17 protein-coding genes are annotated in these 16,683 nt (G+C 68.4%); 14 read left to right on the top strand and 3 right to left on the bottom strand.

The window, feature by feature from the left end:
- Positions 1–3: 3 nt before the first annotated feature.
- The 3 genes from LV780_RS07050 to LV780_RS07040 all read left to right on the top strand — a co-directional run bounded on the left by LV780_RS07050 (position 4) and on the right by LV780_RS07040 (position 1,489).
- Positions 4–306 carry an RNA-binding S4 domain-containing protein gene (locus tag LV780_RS07050; protein WP_101342304.1) on the top strand — a complete coding sequence of 101 codons (303 nt, stop codon included), beginning with the start codon at positions 4–6 and terminating at the stop codon, positions 304–306.
- A gap of 54 nt (positions 307–360) precedes the next feature.
- Positions 361–699 carry a ferredoxin FdxA gene (gene fdxA, locus LV780_RS07045; RefSeq protein WP_011908581.1) on the top strand — a complete coding sequence of 113 codons (339 nt, stop codon included), beginning with the start codon at positions 361–363 and terminating at the stop codon, positions 697–699.
- Between the two features lie 280 nt (positions 700–979).
- Positions 980–1,489, top strand: coding sequence for a CarD family transcriptional regulator (locus LV780_RS07040; protein ID WP_002719580.1), 510 nt, complete (start codon positions 980–982; stop codon positions 1,487–1,489).
- 159 nt (positions 1,490–1,648) lie between these two features.
- Here the strand turns inward: LV780_RS07040 and LV780_RS07035 are convergent, their stop codons facing one another.
- A complete protein-coding gene (locus LV780_RS07035; protein ID WP_233863939.1) occupies positions 1,649–2,323 on the bottom strand; it encodes a GntR family transcriptional regulator in 675 nt (224 codons plus the stop codon).
- A gap of 213 nt (positions 2,324–2,536) precedes the next feature.
- Between LV780_RS07035 and LV780_RS07030 the strand changes: the two genes are divergently transcribed.
- The 3 genes from LV780_RS07030 to LV780_RS07020 all read left to right on the top strand — a co-directional run bounded on the left by LV780_RS07030 (position 2,537) and on the right by LV780_RS07020 (position 6,092).
- Positions 2,537–4,135 (top strand): acyl CoA:acetate/3-ketoacid CoA transferase, encoded by a 1,599-nt coding sequence (locus tag LV780_RS07030; protein WP_181318447.1) that lies wholly within the window; start codon positions 2,537–2,539, stop codon positions 4,133–4,135.
- Positions 4,132–4,896, top strand: coding sequence for an SDR family NAD(P)-dependent oxidoreductase (locus LV780_RS07025; RefSeq protein ID WP_108220203.1), 765 nt, complete (start codon positions 4,132–4,134; stop codon positions 4,894–4,896). The genes LV780_RS07030 and LV780_RS07025 overlap by 4 nt, the downstream gene beginning before the upstream one ends.
- A gap of 230 nt (positions 4,897–5,126) precedes the next feature.
- Positions 5,127–6,092 carry a cyclase family protein gene (locus tag LV780_RS07020; RefSeq protein ID WP_101342146.1) on the top strand — a complete coding sequence of 322 codons (966 nt, stop codon included), beginning with the start codon at positions 5,127–5,129 and terminating at the stop codon, positions 6,090–6,092.
- Here the strand turns inward: LV780_RS07020 and LV780_RS07015 are convergent, their stop codons facing one another.
- On the bottom strand, positions 6,093–7,415 hold the full coding sequence (locus LV780_RS07015) for a TRAP transporter large permease (RefSeq protein ID WP_108220202.1): 1,323 nt from the start codon (positions 7,413–7,415) through the stop codon (positions 6,093–6,095).
- A gap of 67 nt (positions 7,416–7,482) precedes the next feature.
- Positions 7,483–8,406: an amidohydrolase family protein gene (locus tag LV780_RS07010; RefSeq protein WP_108220201.1), complete on the bottom strand. Its 924-nt coding sequence runs from the start codon at positions 8,404–8,406 to the stop codon at positions 7,483–7,485.
- A gap of 259 nt (positions 8,407–8,665) precedes the next feature.
- Here LV780_RS07010 and dctP point away from each other — a divergent pair, with 259 nt between their 5' ends.
- The 8 genes from dctP to LV780_RS06970 all read left to right on the top strand — a co-directional run bounded on the left by dctP (position 8,666) and on the right by LV780_RS06970 (position 16,683).
- Complete coding sequence (gene dctP / locus LV780_RS07005) at positions 8,666–9,757, top strand: TRAP transporter substrate-binding protein DctP (protein WP_108220200.1); 1,092 nt, start codon at positions 8,666–8,668, stop codon at positions 9,755–9,757.
- Between the two features lie 26 nt (positions 9,758–9,783).
- Positions 9,784–10,020, top strand: coding sequence for a hypothetical protein (locus tag LV780_RS07000; protein ID WP_108220199.1), 237 nt, complete (start codon positions 9,784–9,786; stop codon positions 10,018–10,020).
- Between the two features lie 114 nt (positions 10,021–10,134).
- Positions 10,135–11,313 (top strand): acyl-CoA dehydrogenase family protein, encoded by a 1,179-nt coding sequence (locus tag LV780_RS06995; RefSeq protein ID WP_108220198.1) that lies wholly within the window; start codon positions 10,135–10,137, stop codon positions 11,311–11,313.
- Positions 11,310–13,052: an FAD-binding protein gene (locus LV780_RS06990; RefSeq protein WP_108220197.1), complete on the top strand. Its 1,743-nt coding sequence runs from the start codon at positions 11,310–11,312 to the stop codon at positions 13,050–13,052. The genes LV780_RS06995 and LV780_RS06990 overlap by 4 nt, the downstream gene beginning before the upstream one ends.
- Positions 13,049–13,813, top strand: a complete 765-nt coding sequence (locus tag LV780_RS06985; protein WP_108220196.1) for an enoyl-CoA hydratase/isomerase family protein — start codon at positions 13,049–13,051, stop codon at positions 13,811–13,813. Before LV780_RS06990 ends, LV780_RS06985 begins: the two co-directional genes overlap by 4 nt.
- Positions 13,810–14,322 carry a TRAP transporter small permease gene (locus LV780_RS06980; protein ID WP_011908569.1) on the top strand — a complete coding sequence of 171 codons (513 nt, stop codon included), beginning with the start codon at positions 13,810–13,812 and terminating at the stop codon, positions 14,320–14,322. Before LV780_RS06985 ends, LV780_RS06980 begins: the two co-directional genes overlap by 4 nt.
- A gap of 2 nt (positions 14,323–14,324) precedes the next feature.
- Entirely contained in the window at positions 14,325–15,623 is a 1,299-nt protein-coding gene (locus LV780_RS06975) for a TRAP transporter large permease (protein ID WP_011908568.1), read from the top strand.
- A 64-nt stretch (positions 15,624–15,687) separates the two neighbouring features.
- A complete protein-coding gene (locus LV780_RS06970; RefSeq protein WP_108220195.1) occupies positions 15,688–16,683 on the top strand; it encodes a TRAP transporter substrate-binding protein in 996 nt (331 codons plus the stop codon).

Genomic DNA, 16,683 nt, shown 5'->3' with positions numbered 1-16,683 from the left:
CGGTTGGCCGCAGCCGACAGAGCCACGATCCGCCTCGACAAGTGGCTGGTGCAGGCGCGCTTCTTCAAGACGCGCGCCCTCGCCTCCGCCCTGGTCGAGGCGGGACGGGTCCGCCTGAACGGCCAGCATGTCGCCAAGCCCGCGCAGCCGGTCGGCGAGGGTGACATGCTCACCTTTCCCCAGGGCGGGCGGATCCGCCTCATCCGGGTGGTCGCCGTGGGCGCCCGGCGCGGCCCGGCCAGCGAGGCGCGCGGCCTTTACGACGACCTGGATACCCCCCCTGCGGCCGCTTCGCCGCTTGAATGATCGGCGCTGCTGCTTTAACAGACCCCGCAAAGACAAGAGAGCAAGGTTCCGTCCATGGCCTACGTGGTGACCGACAACTGCATCGCCTGCAAATACACCGACTGTGTGGAAGTCTGCCCGGTGGACTGCTTCTACGAGGGCGAGAACATGCTCGTCATCCACCCGGACGAGTGCATCGACTGCGGTGTGTGCGAACCGGAATGCCCGGCCGACGCGATCCGTCCCGACACCGAGCCGGACATGGAATCCTGGCTTGAACTGAACCGCAAATATGCCGAGATCTGGCCGGTCATCGTGACCAAGAAGGACCCGCTGCCCGAAGCCGCCGATCTCGACGGCCAGACCGGCAAGCTCGCCACCCACTTCTCGGAGAAGCCGGGCGAAGGGGGCTGAAGCCTGCGGCGCTTCGTCTCAGCTGCGGCTGGCGCCCGCCTGCAAGGCGGGATGATAACGATTTCGTGGAACCCGCTGTGCTCGGCAGAGTTGGAATCGGCCGCTTTTTGTGATACAAGGGTTTCATAAACAAGCACGGAAGCCCGCCAACCATCTCAGAGCTCTTTGCCTGGGGTGGAATTTCTAGCGACAATCCCACTTGCATCGCCCGGACCGGAAGATCCGGGCGTTGGTGTGTCTGTCGCGAGGACGTGAGCTGCCGCATCGAGGAAGCGACTGGATGACCAAGACCAAGAAGCCCGAGTTTCGTCCCAACGAGTTCGTTGTCTATCCGGCGCACGGCGTCGGCCGGATCATCTCGATCGAGGAGCAGGAGATCGCCGGAATCCGCCTCGAACTGTTCGTGATCTCCTTCGAGAAGGACAAGATGACGCTGCGCGTGCCGACCCACAAGGCGACCGAGGTGGGCATGCGCTCGCTCTCGACGCCCGACGTGGTGACGAAGGCGCTCGATACGCTCAAGGGCAAGGCCCGCGTGAAGCGCGCGATGTGGTCGCGCCGGGCGCAGGAATATGAGCAGAAGATCAACTCCGGCGATCTGATGTCGATCGCCGAGGTGGTGCGCGACCTGCACCGGACGGACGATCAGCGCGAGCAGTCCTATTCCGAGCGTCAGCTCTACGAGGCGGCTCTCGAGCGTCTGACCCGCGAAGTGGCGGCCGTTTCGGGCGTGGACGAAGCGGGTGCGCAGAAGGCGGTGGACGCGGTCCTCGTCTCGCGCGCAGCCTGATCTTCTTCGGATGAAGATAAAGAACCGCGGCGCAAGCCGCGGTTTTTTCGTGCTCGACGATCGGGCACTTGGGATCTGTCGGAGGTGGCGCTCCGGATCGCCGGGACGGAAGGTCGCCCGGCGGTGCCGCCGGATCCGTGGGCGATCCTGCCCGGCCCGTCAGTCGGGCAGCGATCCGGTCGTCACCACGAACTCGAGCGAGCTGAGGATGTCGGCGGACAGCGCCTGCCGCGCGCCCTCGGGATCCCGCCGCGTCAGGGCTGCCACGAGCGCCGCATGGTGCTTCTCGGCCGCGCCGGTCGAAAAACGCCGGGCCGCGCGCAGGTCGAGGTTGAAGATCGGCCCGACCTTCAGCCAGAGCCCCTCGATGATCGACAGCAGCACCGGCGAGCCGGCCGCCTCGTAGATAGCGAAATGCAGCTCCTTGTTCAGCCGCAGCGAGTCGTCGCTTCCGCCTTCGGGGGCGAGCGTCGCCTGCCGGAAGGCCGCGTCGAGCCGGCCGATGGCGGCCAGCTGCCCGGCGGTGCAGCGGGTGGCGGCCTCGGCCACGGCATAGCCCTCGATCTCGATCCGGATCCGTGTCAGCTCGCGCAGCTTCGCCACCGTCATCAGCGGCACGGTGATCGCCCGGTTGGCATGGACCGTCAGCGCGCCATCGGCGACCAGCCGCGCCACCGCCTCGCGGACAGGCATCATCGAAACGCCCAGCGCCTCGGCCACGGTGCGCAGCGACAGGCGCTCGCCCGGCTGCAGCTTGCCCGCGATCAAGAGCTGGCACAGTTCGTTGTAGATGCGCTCTCCCATGGTGACGCGCTCGATCTGGCCGATGCTCATGATCGGAGAGTGCTGACCCTGTGACTTCCGCCCCGCCACGTCCTGTCCTCGCGCCAGTGGTGATCCCGCATCGCATCGCCTTGGGGCCAGTTCAAGCGGAAGTGGCGCGGCGGCCTGACGCTCATTCCCGCTTGAACCCGGCGTCAACTCGTGCAACCGTGATCACGGATCGCAGTTATCCTGCACCATTGCATGACCCACCCGAGGAACTCAATGTCCAAGATCATGTCGGCGACAGATGCCATCGCGCTGATTCCCGACGGATGCACGCTGGGCGTGACCGGGACGGGACCGGCGCTTGAGCCGGATCTTCTGCTGGCCACGCTCGAGCAGCGCTTCCTGACCGAGGGCCGGCCGGGCGCGCTCTCGCTCTTCCTGCCGATGCTGCCGGGGGACCGGAAGGGCGAGGGCGGCCTGAACAGCTTTGCCCACAAGGGCATGATGCGGCAGGTCATGGGCGCCTCGTTCAGCCGCGCGCGCCATCCGGCCTTCCTCGACATCATGGAGACCGGCGAGGTCGAAGGCTACATCACCGGCATGGGCACGATGATCCAGATCCTGACCGCGACCGGATCGGGCAAGCCGGGGGTGGTGACGAAGGTGGGGCTGGGCACCTTCATCGATCCCCGCCACGGCGGCGGCGCGATGAACGCGGCCTCGGTCAGCCCGCCGGTGCGGCTGATCGAGATCGAGGGCGAGGAGATGCTGTTCTATCCCGCCCAGAAGATCGACGTGGCGCTGATCCGCGGCACCACCGCCGACGAGAACGGCTATGTCAGCTTCGAGGAAGAGACGAACACGCTGGGCGCGGTCGAGATGGCGCTGGCCTGCAAGGCCTCGGGCGGGACGGTCATCGTGCAGGTGAAAAGGGTGGCGCGGGCCGGCAGTCTCGATCCCCGCACGGTGCGGATCCCGGGGCCGCTGATCGACGCCATCGTGGTGCATCCGGCGCAGACGCAGCTGTCGCCGATGATGGCCGATCCCGCGCATGGCTGGAATCCCTTCCTGGCCGGTGCGCTGAAGCGCCCGCTCGACGACATCCGGCCGCTGCCGCTGTCGGCGGAAAAGGCGCTGCTGCGCCGCGCCGCGCTGGAGCTGCGCGAGGGCGACGTGATCAACCTTGGGGCGGGCGTGGCCACGCGTCTGCCGATCGTCGCGCTCGAGGAGGGCATCCTCGACCGCGTCACCTTCACCAACGAGCACGGCATCTTTGGCGGGCTGATGGCTACGGCCGTCGGCGGCTCCTTCGTGCCCGCCTTCAACGCCGATGCGATCATGGATTCGGTCTTCCAGTTCAACTTCTACGACGGGGGCGGGCTCGACGTCACCTTCCTCGGGATCGGGCAGGTCGATGGCTCGGGCAACCTCAACGTCAGCCGCTTCGGCGCCGAGGTGAACGGGCCGGGCGGCTTCATCAACATCACCTCGAAGACCCGGCGCATCGTCTTCTGCGGCACGCTGACCAGCGGCGGCCTGCGCAGCCGGATCGACGAGGGCCGGCTTCGGATCGAGCAGGAGGGCCGCTTTGGCAAGTTCGTCCCCCGCGTCGAGGAGGTGACCTTCAACGCGGCCGAGGCGAGGGCGCGCGGGCAGGAGGTGCTTTACATCACCGATCGCGCGGTCTTCCGCCTGGGCGAGACCGGCCCCGAGCTGATCGAGATCGCGCCCGGGATCGACCTCGACCGCGACATCCGCAGCCGCGTGGGCTTCGAGCTTGCCGTGTCGCCGCGGCTCTCGGTCATGGCGGAGGCGCTGTTCCGCGAGCCGCTGCTGGGCCTTGCCTCGAGCCTGCCGAAAGGAGACCGCGCGTGAAGATCTTCGACCTTGCGGGGAAGACCGCGATCGTCACCGGCGGGAATGGCGGCATCGGGCTTGCGATGGCGCGCGGGCTGGCCGAGGCCGGGGCGCAGGTCGTCCTGATGGGGCGCGACGGCGCCAAGGGCGCGGCGGCGGTCGGCGCGCTCGAAAAGGACGGTCTGGCGGCCCATTTCGTCGAGGTGGATGTCACGGCCGAAGACCGGGTGGCGGCGGCGGTCGAGGAGGCCGCGCGGATCGGCGGGCGGATCGACATCCTGGTGAACAATGCCGGCATCGCGATCCGCAAGCTGCCGCAGGACTACACGCTCGAGGACTGGCACAAGGTGCTGGACACGAACCTCACCAGCGCCTTCCTCATGTCGCAGGCGGTCTATCCGGCGCTCTGCAGGGCGGGGGGTGGCAAGATCATCAACATCGCCTCGGTGCTCGCCCTGCTGGGGGCGCCCTTCTCGGTGGCCTATTCGGCCAGCAAGGGGGGCCTCGTGCAGTTCACCCGCGCGCTCGCGACGGCCTGGGCGCCGGACAACATCCAGGTGAACGCGATCCTGCCCGGCTGGATCGAGACCGAGCTGACCGTGCAGGCGCGCGCGCAGGTGCCGGGGCTGAACGATAACGTCCTGTCGCGGACGCCCGCGCGGCGCTGGGGCGCGCCCGGCGACTTTGCCGGCCCCGCCGTCTTCCTGGCCTCCTCCGCGTCGGATTTCGTGACCGGCGCGTCTCTGGTCGTGGACGGTGGCTTCACCGTCCAGGGCTGACGCCGCGGCGTCCCCGCCGATGCGAGGGGCGACCATCGGCTCGGTCAGCAGGGCGCTCCGCACGCCCGCGATACCGAGGCTGGTTCTGGCCTTCGACACCGGGACGGCGGCGGTGAAGCTGACGCGCGTTTCACGCCCGACGCTCCGGCGGGCCATGAGGCGGCCGCGGCACGCCTGCCCGACGCCGATTGCCGGGGCGCAGGATCCCTTTGCCTGTCGAGGAGAGACCCATGAACGACCATGCGCCCCCCGAGGTGCTGACCGAGGAGGAGCTGCGCGCGACCTGCCTGCGCCTGCGCAACTGGGGCCGCTGGGGTCCCGAGGATCAGCGCGGCACGGTCAACCATGTGACGCCCGAGATGGTGTTCGCGGCCAGCCGGCTCGTCCGCACCGGGCAGAGCTTCTCGCTCGCCATGCCCTTCGACCAGAACGGGCCGCAGACCGGGCGGCGCGGACGGCACAATCCGGTCCACTACATGATCCAGTCCGGCACGGACGCCCATTCCGGCTGCCAGGACGCCGACGGGCTGCGCTATGCCGACGATGCGGTGCTCATGCCGACGCAATGCGGCACGCAATGGGACGCGCTGAGCCACGTCTTTTATGACGAGCACATGTACAACGGCTTCGACCTGCGGCTGGTCAGCTCGCGCGGCGCCGAGCGCTGCGGGATCGAGCATGTCAGCGACCGCATGGCCGGGCGGGGCGTGCTGCTGGACGTGGCGGGGCATCTGGGCGTCGCGGCGCTCGAGGACGGCTTTCCGATCCGCGCCGCCCTGCTTGAGGCGGTGGCCGAGGCGCAGGGAACCGTCGTGGGGGCGGGGGATTTCCTGCTGGTCCGCACGGGGCAGCTCGGGCGGTGTCTGGACAGCGGCGACTGGGGCACCTTTGCGGGCGGCGCCGCTCCGGGGCTTGCCTTCGACACGCTGGACTGGATCCAGGAGAGGTGCCTCGCCGCCGTCTGCAGCGACACCTTCGCCGTCGAGGTCCGCCCCGAGGCGACGCGGACCATCCGCCGGCCCTGGCACTGGGTCGCGATCCCGAACATGGGCCTCTCGGTCGGCGAGATCTTCGTGCTCGATCCGCTGGCCGAGGCCTGCCGCGCCGACGGGCACTTCGATTTCCTCTTCGTCGCGCCGCCGCTGCCGATCACGGGCGCGGTGGGCTCGCCCGTCAACCCGATGGCGCTGCGCTGATCAGAAGCCCACGATCCGGTCCGGCAGCCAGGTCGCGGTGCCGGGCAGGGCGGCGACGATGGCCAGCACCACGAGTTGGCAGAGGATGAAGGGCAGCACGCCGCGATACATGTGCGCATAGCCCATCTCGGGCGGCGCGATGGAGCGCAGGTAGAAGATCGCCGGCGCCATCGGCGGGGTCAGATAGGAGGTCTGGATCACCACGATGGCCATGACCCCGAACCACAGCGGATCGATGCCGAACTGGGTCAGGATCGGCAGGAAGATCGGAATGGTGATCAGCACCACCGACACCCAGTCGAGCAGCGCGCCGAGGATGAAGATCAGCAGAAGCAGGAAGGCCGTGACCAGCGCCGGCGACATGTCCGAGGATTGCACGATGCCGGTGATCAGCTGCTGCCCGCCGAGCACCCGGAAGATGCTGGTGAACATCGTCCCCCCGGCCACGATCAGCAGCACCATGCAGTTGATCCCGACCGTCTGGCGCAGGGCCTCGTAGAAGCGCCGCCAGGTGAAGGTGCGATAGGCCAGCGCCAGAAGCACCGTGCCGAGCGCGCCGATGCCCGCGGCCTCGGTCGGCGAGGCGATGCCGGCAAGGATCGCGCCGATGGTCGAGACGACGAGCAGGATCGGCGGGATCAGCGCGGCGAGCGTCATGCGCAGAAGCGCGAGCCCGCCCGGCTCCTGCCCGGTCACCCTGCGCGGCGGGGCGCTCTCGGGCCGCAGCCGCGCGCGCAGGTAGATGTAGCCCAGAAACAGCATGACCATCAGCGCGCCGGGCAGGATGATCCCCGCCATCACCTTGCCGATCGAAAGATTGGCCGAATTGGCGTAGATCACCACCACGATCGAGGGCGGAATGATCGTGCCGAGCGATCCGCCGGCGCAGATCGTGCCGGCGATCAACCCCTTGTCGTAGCCCGCCCGCATCATGGCCGGGATGGCCATCAGCCCCACCAGCGCCTCGACCGCACCCACGATGCCCGTCCCCGCAGCAAAGAGCGCGCACATCGCGACCGTGGCCAGCGCGAGGCCCCCGCGCACCCGGCGGAACAGGAGCGACATGACCTCGTAGAGCCGCTCGGCCACGCTCGACCGTTCCAGCATCGCGCCCATGAAGATGAACATCGGGATCGCGGCCAGCGTGTAGTTCGTGGTGATGCTGTCGAGAAACCTGAAGGCCTGCGAGGCAATCGTCGGGCCGAAGAAGAGATAGCCGAAGCCGAACGAGACGACGATCAGGCTGAAGGCGACCGGCAGGCCGAGAAAGATCAACAGGAACAGCGCCGGAAACATCAGGGCGGACAGGATCGGATCACCCATCGCGCCGCACTCCGGGGGCGGTCATCGCATCGGTCGGCATGGAGGTTCCTTTGTCGGAGGGGCAGGGTCAAAGCCGGTAGAAGCGGACCGCGTTGTCGTGGAACAGCGCCTGCTGCTCGGGCAGCGGGCGCGGCGCGAGGATCTCGAGGAAGGCGTCGAAGAGGGTGGCGAGGCTGCTCTTGAGGCCATCGACCGGGAAGTTGCTGGCGAACATGCAGCGGTCAGGGCCGAAGATCCCGATGGCCTCGTTCACGATCGGGCGGAGGCTCTCGACCGTCCAATGATGATCGACCATGCCGAGACCCGAGATCTTCAGATGCACATGCGGCAGCGCCGCCAGCGCCGCCATCCCGTCGCGCCAGCGCGCGAGGCCGCCGCTCTCGCGCTCGATGGGCATTCCGCAATGGTCGATGACAAGCGGCACCTCGGGCACCTCGGCCGCGATGCGGGCAAGCTCGGGCATCTGATGAGGATAAAGCTGGGCGTCGAACGACAGGCCCTGACGCGCCAGCGCCTCGTAGCCGCGCCGCCATGCGGGATCCGTCAGATAGTCGCCGCGCGGCGCCCATTGATAGGCAGGCGTATCGTGATGGCTGAGCAACATGCGGATGCCGCGCATGTTCGGGCTTGCGCAGTGGCGTTTCAGCTCGTCCTCGACCCCCGGCGCGTCCAGGTCGGAATGGGCGACGATGCCATGGGGAAAGCCCTCGGGCTGCGCATCCGCCACGGCCTGCGCGTAGCGCGTCTCGCCCACCGGATCGGCGGGGTTCCAGCCGCATTGCAGATAGACCGATTTCTCGACCCGGAAGGGCGCCACATCGGCCAGGTAATCCTCGATCCGGTAGTTGCGCCGCAGAGGTGCCGAATTGCCATAAACCCGCTGCCGCGGCGGCCCCTCCTGCAGCCAGGGATAGCTGTGGGCATCGAGATCCCAGATGTGGTGATGCGCATCGACCTTGGGAAAGGCCCGGCGGCGCTCTTCGGTCGTCATGTCGGTCCTCCTCCCGAGCAGGTGGAGGCTAGCAGATTCGTCTTCCGCAACGCAATCGGTTGCGTGGCGGATCTGCCGATTTTCGCGCGCCGCTGGTGAACGCCTCGAAGAGCGCAGGCTTAAGGTATTTGAAATAAGGATATAAAAGTCCACTCAATGCGGCAGGGACGAAAGTGCTCTCGGGGTCTGTTCAGGTGGATTGGGTCGTGCTAGCGTATCAATGCAAACGGTTGCGTAGCCGTTGCAGGGAGGAACACAGATGACAGGTTTCACGAAGTGGCACAAAGCCACGCCGGTGGCCGCGGCCATCCTGCTGCTGGCGGGACCGGCTTCGGCGCAGGATCCGGTGACGTGGCGCATGACCCATGCCTTTGCCGAGACATCCACCTTCTACCAGCTTTTCGCCTTGCCCTTCGCCGAGCGCGTCGCCCAACTGACGGACGGGCAGGTGGTGATCCAGCCCTATCCGGCGGGCGTCATCGCGCCCTCGTTCGAGGCCTATGACGCCGTTCTCGACGGGGCGGCGGATGCGGTGCAGTCCTCGGCCGTCAACATCGTGAACCGCGATCCGGCGAATGCGCTGTTCAGCACCTTTCCCGGCGGCATGGGGCCCGAGGCGCTCTGGCAGTGGATGTGGTATGGCGGCGGCAGGGAGCTCCTGGCCGAACACCGGCGCGAGACGATGGACCTGCACGCGCTGCCCTGCGGGATGGGCGCGACCGAGCTTTTTGCGCAGTCCCACAAGCCGCTGAAGACGCTCGCCGGTTTCCAGGGCGTAAAGTTCCGCACCGTCGGCTCCTTCGCCGATGTGCTGACCGCCATCGGGGCCGCGCCCACGGTGGTGCCGGGCGACGAGGTCTATACGATGCTCGAACGCGGCGCCATCGACGCGGCCGAATGGGGCAGCCCCTCCGAGAACCTCAAGGCGGGGCTTCACGAGACCGCGAAATACATCATCTATCCGGGCGTCCATACCAACGCCTTCTTCCAGGAGTTCGCCGTCCGGGCCGAGCTGTGGGACGCGCTCTCGCCCGAGCTGCAGGGCAAGGTGACGGCCGCCTGCGAGCTGTCGTCGATGGACACGCTGGCCGCCTTCGACGCGCTCGACCGCAAGGCGTGGGCCGAGTTGAAGCAGGGCAACAACGAGATCGTCCGGCTCGATGACGAGGTCGTGGAGCGCATCCGCGAAGAGGGCCGCAAGTGGATCTATGCCCGCGCCGACGAGGGCGATGCCTCCGGCAATCCCTGGGTGCGCAAGGTCGCGGAGTCCTACTTTGCCTTCTACGACGACTGGATCGGGAACACCTCGTTCCGCGCCGTCGATCATCGCGCCGAGCCTTCGGCGGACTAGGCCCGGGACGCACCGGGGAGGATGTCATGACGGGATTTTTCACCATCGCGGACCGTCTTGCCGGCCTCCTGGTCGCGGTCGCCACGGTCATGCTGGCGGCCCTGATCTGCGTCAGCCTCTACGAGGTCTTTGCGCGCTACGTCCTGGCGGCGCCGACGGTCTGGGCCTTCTACGTCCCGATCGCGCTCGGCCTCTGGGCGCTCTGGCTGCAGTGCCTCGCCACCTGCCTGCGTCTCGGCCTGCAGGTCGCCCGTCCGGCCTGAGGCGGCACGCGCCCCCTTCCGCGCGCCACTCAGGCCCGCACCGGCCCCCTTGTGGGTGGCCGCTCTCCCCGCGCGGCCCTGTCCGCGACCGATCAGGATCCGCAAGACCAAGGAATGAAGATGCATATCCACCTGCCCGAAGACATCGTCCAGCTGCGCGATACGGTCCGGCGCTTTGTCGATACCGAGGTCGAGCCGCGCGCCGCAGAGATCGACCGCACCAACACGATCCCGACCGGAATCTTCGACACGGCACGCGAACTGGGGCTGTTCGGCCTGTCGATCCCCGAGGAGTTCGGCGGACTCGGCGAATGCGAGCTTGCCAGCTGCGTGGCGCTCGAGACGCTCAGCCGCGGCCCGGGGGGCGTGACCTTCTATGTCGCGCCGAACGCGCCCGCGGCCGCGATCCGCCACGCCGGGACGCCAAAGCAGAAGGCGGACTATCTCGAGCCGCTGGCCGAGGGGCGCAAGTTCGCCGCCTTCTGCCTGACCGAGGAGGGCGCCGGATCGGACGCCGCCGGGATCCGCACGCGGGCGGTGAAGCGCGGCGACACATGGGTGATCAATGGCACCAAGATGTGGGTCAGCCGCGCCGCCGACGCCGAGGTCTTCCTCGTCTCGGCCGTGACCGATCCCGAGCGCAAGCCCAAGCCCGGCATCACCATCTTCCTGATCGGGCGCAGGCCCGGTCTCAGCACCGGCGCGCCGGACGTGCAGATGGGCGGCCGCGGGTCGGGCAGCGCCGAGGTCCGGTTCGAGGATGTGGAAGCGGGCGAGGACGAGATCCTGGGCGAGCTTCATGACGGCTTCGGCGGGCTGAAGTTCGTCCTGGGTCGCGCCCGGCTCTGGGCCGCGGCGCGCGCCGTGGGCGTGATCGGCAAGGCCGCCGAGCTGAGCATCGACCATTCCCGGACGCGCCGGCAGTTCGGCCAGCCGATCGGCGAGTTCCAGATGGTCAAGGAAAAGATCGCCAACATGGTGGCCGATCTCTACGCCGCGCGGCTGCAGCTCTATCAGGCGGCGAGCCTTTTCGATCAGGGGATCGATGCGGCGCAGGAGGCCGCCTACGCCAAGCTCTTTGCCAGCGAGGCGGCGGGCCGGGCGACGGACGCCTGCGTGCAGATTCACGGCGCGATGGGCGTGGCGGTGGGCTTTGCCGCCGAGCGGCTCTATCGCGACTGCCGCTCCTACCGCATCCTCGACGGAACCTCGGACATCCAGCGGCTGATGATCGCGAGCCGCGTGCAGAAACGTGGACTGGGCGAGAGCATCGCTCCGGGAGGTGTGGCATGAGCCTGGCGCTGGACAGGGCGGAGACGCGCGAGACCGACGTTCTGGTGATCGGCGCGGGGGCCGCGGGGCTGAGGGCGGCGCTGGCCGCGCGCGAGGCCGGGGCGCGGGTGCTCCTGGCCAACAAGGGGCGGATCGGCGTCTCGGGGGCGACGGCGGTGGGGCTCGCCTCGTCGGCGGGCTTTGCCATCCCCGACGGCGCCGGCGATCCGCTGGACAATCCCGATGTGCATTACGACGACATCATGACGGCGGCTCAGGGCTGCGCCGATCCGCGCCTCGTGCGGATCCTGGTGGACGAGGCGGCCTCGGCCGGGGCCGATCTCGACCGCTGGCGCGTGCCCTTCATCACCGATCAGGCGACGGGCCGGCCGCTGATCGCGCAGGGTGACTTCGCCTCGCGCCCGCGCAACCGCAAGATCTATCACCACGGCAAGCCCATCGCCGTCGCCCTGCGCCGGGAATGCGCGAAGGCCGGGGTCGAGTTCATCGAACATGCGATGGTGCTGACGCTTCACACCTCGGACGAAGGGGCCGAGGGCGCGCTGCTGATGACCAAGGACGGCACTCTGGTCGACATCCGCGCGCGGGTCGTCGTGGTGACGACCGGCGGGGCGGGGCAGCTCTTCCGCTACAGCCTGATGCCCGCCGACATCACCGGCGACGGCTATGCGCTCGGCTATCGCGCGGGCGCGCGCATGTCGAACATGGAGTTCATGCAGGCGGGCTTCGGCACGATCAAGCCGGCGCTGAACATCATCATGGCCTGGTTCTGGGCGGTCAATCCGCGATTCACCGACCGTTTCGGCAATGACGTGATCGAGCCCCACCTGCCGCCGGGCGTCTCCTTCGCCGATGCGGTCAAGGACAAGGCGCGCCACTATCCGTTCAGCGCCTCGGACCGCTCGCGCTGGATCGAGATCGCGGCGCGCCTGGCCATCGATGCGGGCCGGGCGACCGACCTCGACGGCTTTTACCTCGACCTGCGCCATGTGGACGGCTCGAAGCTGACCGAGAAGGGCTACAGCCAACTCTGGGCGGTCTCGCGCCAGTGGCTGCTGCGCAAGAACATGGACATCACGAAAGAGCCCCTGCACGTCGGCCTGATGGGTCACGCCATCAACGGCGGCATGATCATCGACGAGGGGGCGCGGACCACCGTGCCGGGCCTGCTGGCCGCCGGCGAAGCGGCGACCGGGCCCTATGGCGCCGACCGGCTGGGCGGCAACATGCTGCTGAATTGCCTCGTCTTCGGCAATCGCGCGGGCCTTGCCGCGGCCGAGGCCGCGCGCGCGCGCGCTGGTGGCCGGGGGGCGGAGGCGCGGCTTGCCGATGCGCTGGCCGGCCTCAGGCGGCGCAGCGAAGGGCAGGGAGCCCCGATCCGCCGCTCGCACGAGGCGATCAAGAAGACCATGTCCGACAATGCGCTGATCATCCGCACCGAACAGGGGCTGAAGATGGCCGAAGAGGTCCTGATGGCCGAACACGAACGACTGGACGCCGGCGCCTACGCCGCGCGCACGGTGCGCGACCTCTGGCGGGTCTATGAGGCGGAAAACCTCGTCGATGTCGGGTTGATGATGGTGACGGCGGCGGCGATGCGCGACGAGACGCGCGGCAGCCACTACCGGGCCGATGCGCCCGAGAAGAAGCCGCACTGGGACCGCTCCATCGTGATCGACCGGCGGGACGGCCTGCCCGCGCTCAGCGTCGAGAAGCTCGGCCCGGCCGAGGCGGCATGAGCACGATCCGCCTCCATTGGCCGTCCGAGGGCGTGGCGCTGATCGAACTGGCGCGGCCGGAGGTGTTGAACGCGCTCGATGCGGCCGCGAACCGCGCGCTGCTCGGCCATCTCGAGCAGCTCGAGGAGGCGGGCGAGGTCCGCGTTGTGGTGCTGGCCGGCGAAGGGCGGGCCTTCTCGGCCGGGGCGGATCTGGGGCACATGCGCGGCCTGTCAGGGCCGGCGCTGCGCCGCTTCATCGAGGCGAGCCGGCGGCCCGCCGACCGGCTGGCGTGCTCGCCGCTGATATCGGTCGCGGCGCTGCACGGCCATGTGCTGGGTGGGGGCGCGGAGCTGGCGCTCGGCTGCGACATCCGCATCGCCGCGCCCTCACTCTCGTTCGGCTTTCCCGAGATGGGTTTGGGAAGCCTGCCCGGATCGGGCGGGATGCAGCGCCTGCCGCAGATCGTGGGACATGCGCGGGCGCTGGAGCTTGTGGCACTCGGGCAGAGGCTCGGCGCGGAGGAGGCGCTGGATCTCGGGCTCGTCACGCGGCTGGCAAGCGCGGACGGCAGCCTGCGGGATGAGGCGCTGGCCCTCGCCGCGGCGATTGCCGCCCGCCCGGCCGAGTCGCTCCGCTATGCCAAGGCCGCCATGACGCTCGCCGGGCTCCCGGAAGCGGCCGGAGCCTTCCACGGGCTCGTGAGCGCCACGCGGCAGGCGGACCCCGCCTATCGCAGCAAAACCGCAGCGTTCGATCGGGAGGACGGACAAGGCACATGAAGGGATTTTCCAAAGGTCTGAGCGTGCTGGAGGCCCTCTTGTCGCGGGTCATCCTCGGCTTCTACGCTCTCGTCGTCTGCGTCGTCGTCTTTCAGGTCGTGAACCGCTTCTGGTTGCACCTGCCAATCATCTGGCTGTCCGACCTTGCCATCATCAGCTTCATCTGGCTCGGGTTCCTGACAGCCGCGCTGGCGGTGCGGCGCGGCGGGCATTTCCGCATGGCACTCATGCTCGACCTCGCGGGCGAGGGGCGGATGCGCCGCGGGCTCGAGCTGTTCTCGCACCTCGTCGGGCTTGCCATGTTCGGGCTGCTGGCCGTCACCGGCTGGCAGATGGCGGTGCGTGGCCTGCGCGAGATCTCGCCCGGCCTGCAGATCCCGATGAGCTGGGCCTATGCCTCGGTCGTGGTCGCGGGCCTGCTGGCGGTGCTGTTCCTTCTCGAGGCCATCGCGCTCGAGCTGGCCGGCAAGGCCCGCGCGGCCGGCCCTGATCCCGAACGGGAGGAGTGATCTTGGACCCGATTACCCTCGTTTTCGGCAGCCTCGTGGTGTTTCTGCTCTTCGGCGTGCCGGTGGCCTATGCGCTTGGAATGTCCTCGCTTCTGGTCATCGTCTGGGCCGACCTGCCGCTCTCGATCTTCGCGCAGCGCGCCTACCAGTCGCTCGACAGCTTCGTGATGCTGGCGGTGCCCTTCTTCCTGCTCGTGGGCCTGCTTATGAACAGCGCCGGCATCTCGGCGCGGATGCTGGAGCTGGCCGGGGCGATGTTCGGCCGGACGCGCGGGGCGCTGGCCAAGGTCAATGTCGCCGTCAGCATGTTGTTCGCGGGCCTTTCCGGCTCGTCGGTGGCGGATGTGGCGGGGATGGGGTCGGTGCTGATCCCGGCGATGATCCGCGAGGGCTATCCCCGCGCCTTTGCCGTGGCCGTGACCGCGGCCTCGTCCACCATCGGCATCATCATCCCGCCGAGCATCTTCATGGTGGTCTATGGCGCGGTGGGTGATGTCTCGATCGGCGCGCTCTTTCTGGCCGGCGCCCTTCCGGGGCTCCTGATCGGTGTCACGCAGATCACCTTCTGCCACCTGCTCGCGATCCGCCAGAACCATCCGGTCGGCCAGCCCTTCTCGCTCGCCCGGCTGGGCCGGGCGGCGCAGCGGGGCGTGCTGCCCTTCGGCGTCACGGTGGTCATCATCGGAGGCATCATCGGCGGCATCTTCACCGCGACCGAGGCCGCTGCCGTCGCCGTCATCTACACGCTGCTGCTGGGGATCTTCTACCGGACGCTGAAGCTGCGCGGCCTGATCGACTCGTTCCACGGGGCTGCGGTCCATCTGGGGCCCACGCTGCTCTGCGTGGCCACCGGCAGCGTCTTTGCATGGGTGCTGGCCTTCCTGCAGGTGCCGAACGAGGTTTCGCGGATGGTGGCCTACCTCGATCCCTCGCCCTCGATGGTGCTCATGTTCATCATGGTGCTCTTCGTCATCGTCGGCACCTTCGAGAGCGGCGTGGCCTCGATCATCATCTTCCTGCCCATCGTGCAGCCCATCGCCGCGGCGGCGGGGCTCGATCCGGTGCATGTGGGGGTGATCGTCTGCATGACGCTGGCGCTGGGGCTGATCACGCCGCCCTACGGCCTCTGCCTGTTCGTCGCGGCCAGGATCGGCGGCATCTCGGTCGAACGCTCGTTCGTGGCGGTGCTGCCCTGGATCGGCCTGTTCCTGGTCGTCGACGTGATCTGCGTGCTGCTGCCCGATCTGGTGCTGTTCCTGCCCCGACTTCTGGTGCCGCAGTTCATGGGGATGCCGCAGTAGCGCCGCAACCGAAGACGACCGGCGCTCCGGGGAGGGGGCGTCGCATCACACGGGAGGAAGAACGATGAAGACATGGAAGCTCTGCGCGACCGCCCTGATGCTGGCGCTTGCGCCCATCGGGATGGCGCAGGCGCAGGTGGTGCTGAAGCTCGCCTCGAACGCGGTGCGCAGCGACCCGCCGCGGGTGGGCGACCAGATCGCCTTCGAATGGCTGCAGTCGGAACTCGAGAGCCGGACGAACGGCGAGGTGACGCTCGAGATCTACTGGGGCGGCGCGCTCGGCGCCGAGGCGCAGCTTGTCCAGTCGCTGGAGACCGGGGTGATCGACATCCTGCCGAATTCCGGCTCGAACGCCGCCTCGACCCTGCCGGAGGCGGGGCTCTTCAGCACGAGCTACCTGTTCCGCGACTTCGACCATTACCGCGCGGTGGCCAACGATCCCGCCTTTTTCGACCGGCTGGCCGAGCTTCAGGCGGCCCGCAACGCGGGCTACCGGCTGGTGGGGCTGGGGGCGACGGGCTCGCGCAACCTCTACAACCGCACCCGTCCGGTGGCGACACCCGAGGAGGCGGCCGGGTTGAAGATGCGTGTCCAGTCCAGCCCGATCGAGTTCCGCATCTGGCAGACGCTGGGCCTGATCCCGACCGCCATCCCCTCGACCGAGATCTACCTGTCGCTGCAGACCGGCGTGGTCGATGCCTCGGAAAGCTCGATCCCCTTCATCATGTCGAACAAGTATTACGAGGTGGCGCCCTACATCACGCTGACCAATCACCAGATCAGCACGCATCTCTATTTCCTGAACGACGCCTCGCTTCAACGCGTGCCCGAGGAGCATCGGCAGGTGCTGCTCGGCCTGCTGCGCGAGACCGGGAACCGGCACATCGATGCGACGGCAGACCTCAGCGAGACGATGCTCGAGGAGCTGCGCGCCCAACCCGGCGTGACCGTCACCGAGGCCGACACCAAGGCCTTCGCGAACCGTCTGGTGGAGCTTCAGGACGAGGTGGCGGCCGAGCTGGGCGTGACGGACCTGCTCGCCACCATCCGCGCGCATTGA

The organism is Cereibacter azotoformans, from assembly GCF_021391315.1.
GTDB classification, from domain to species: Bacteria; Pseudomonadota; Alphaproteobacteria; order Rhodobacterales; family Rhodobacteraceae; genus Cereibacter_A; species Cereibacter_A azotoformans.
This window is presented reverse-complemented; position numbering and strand designations above follow the sequence as displayed.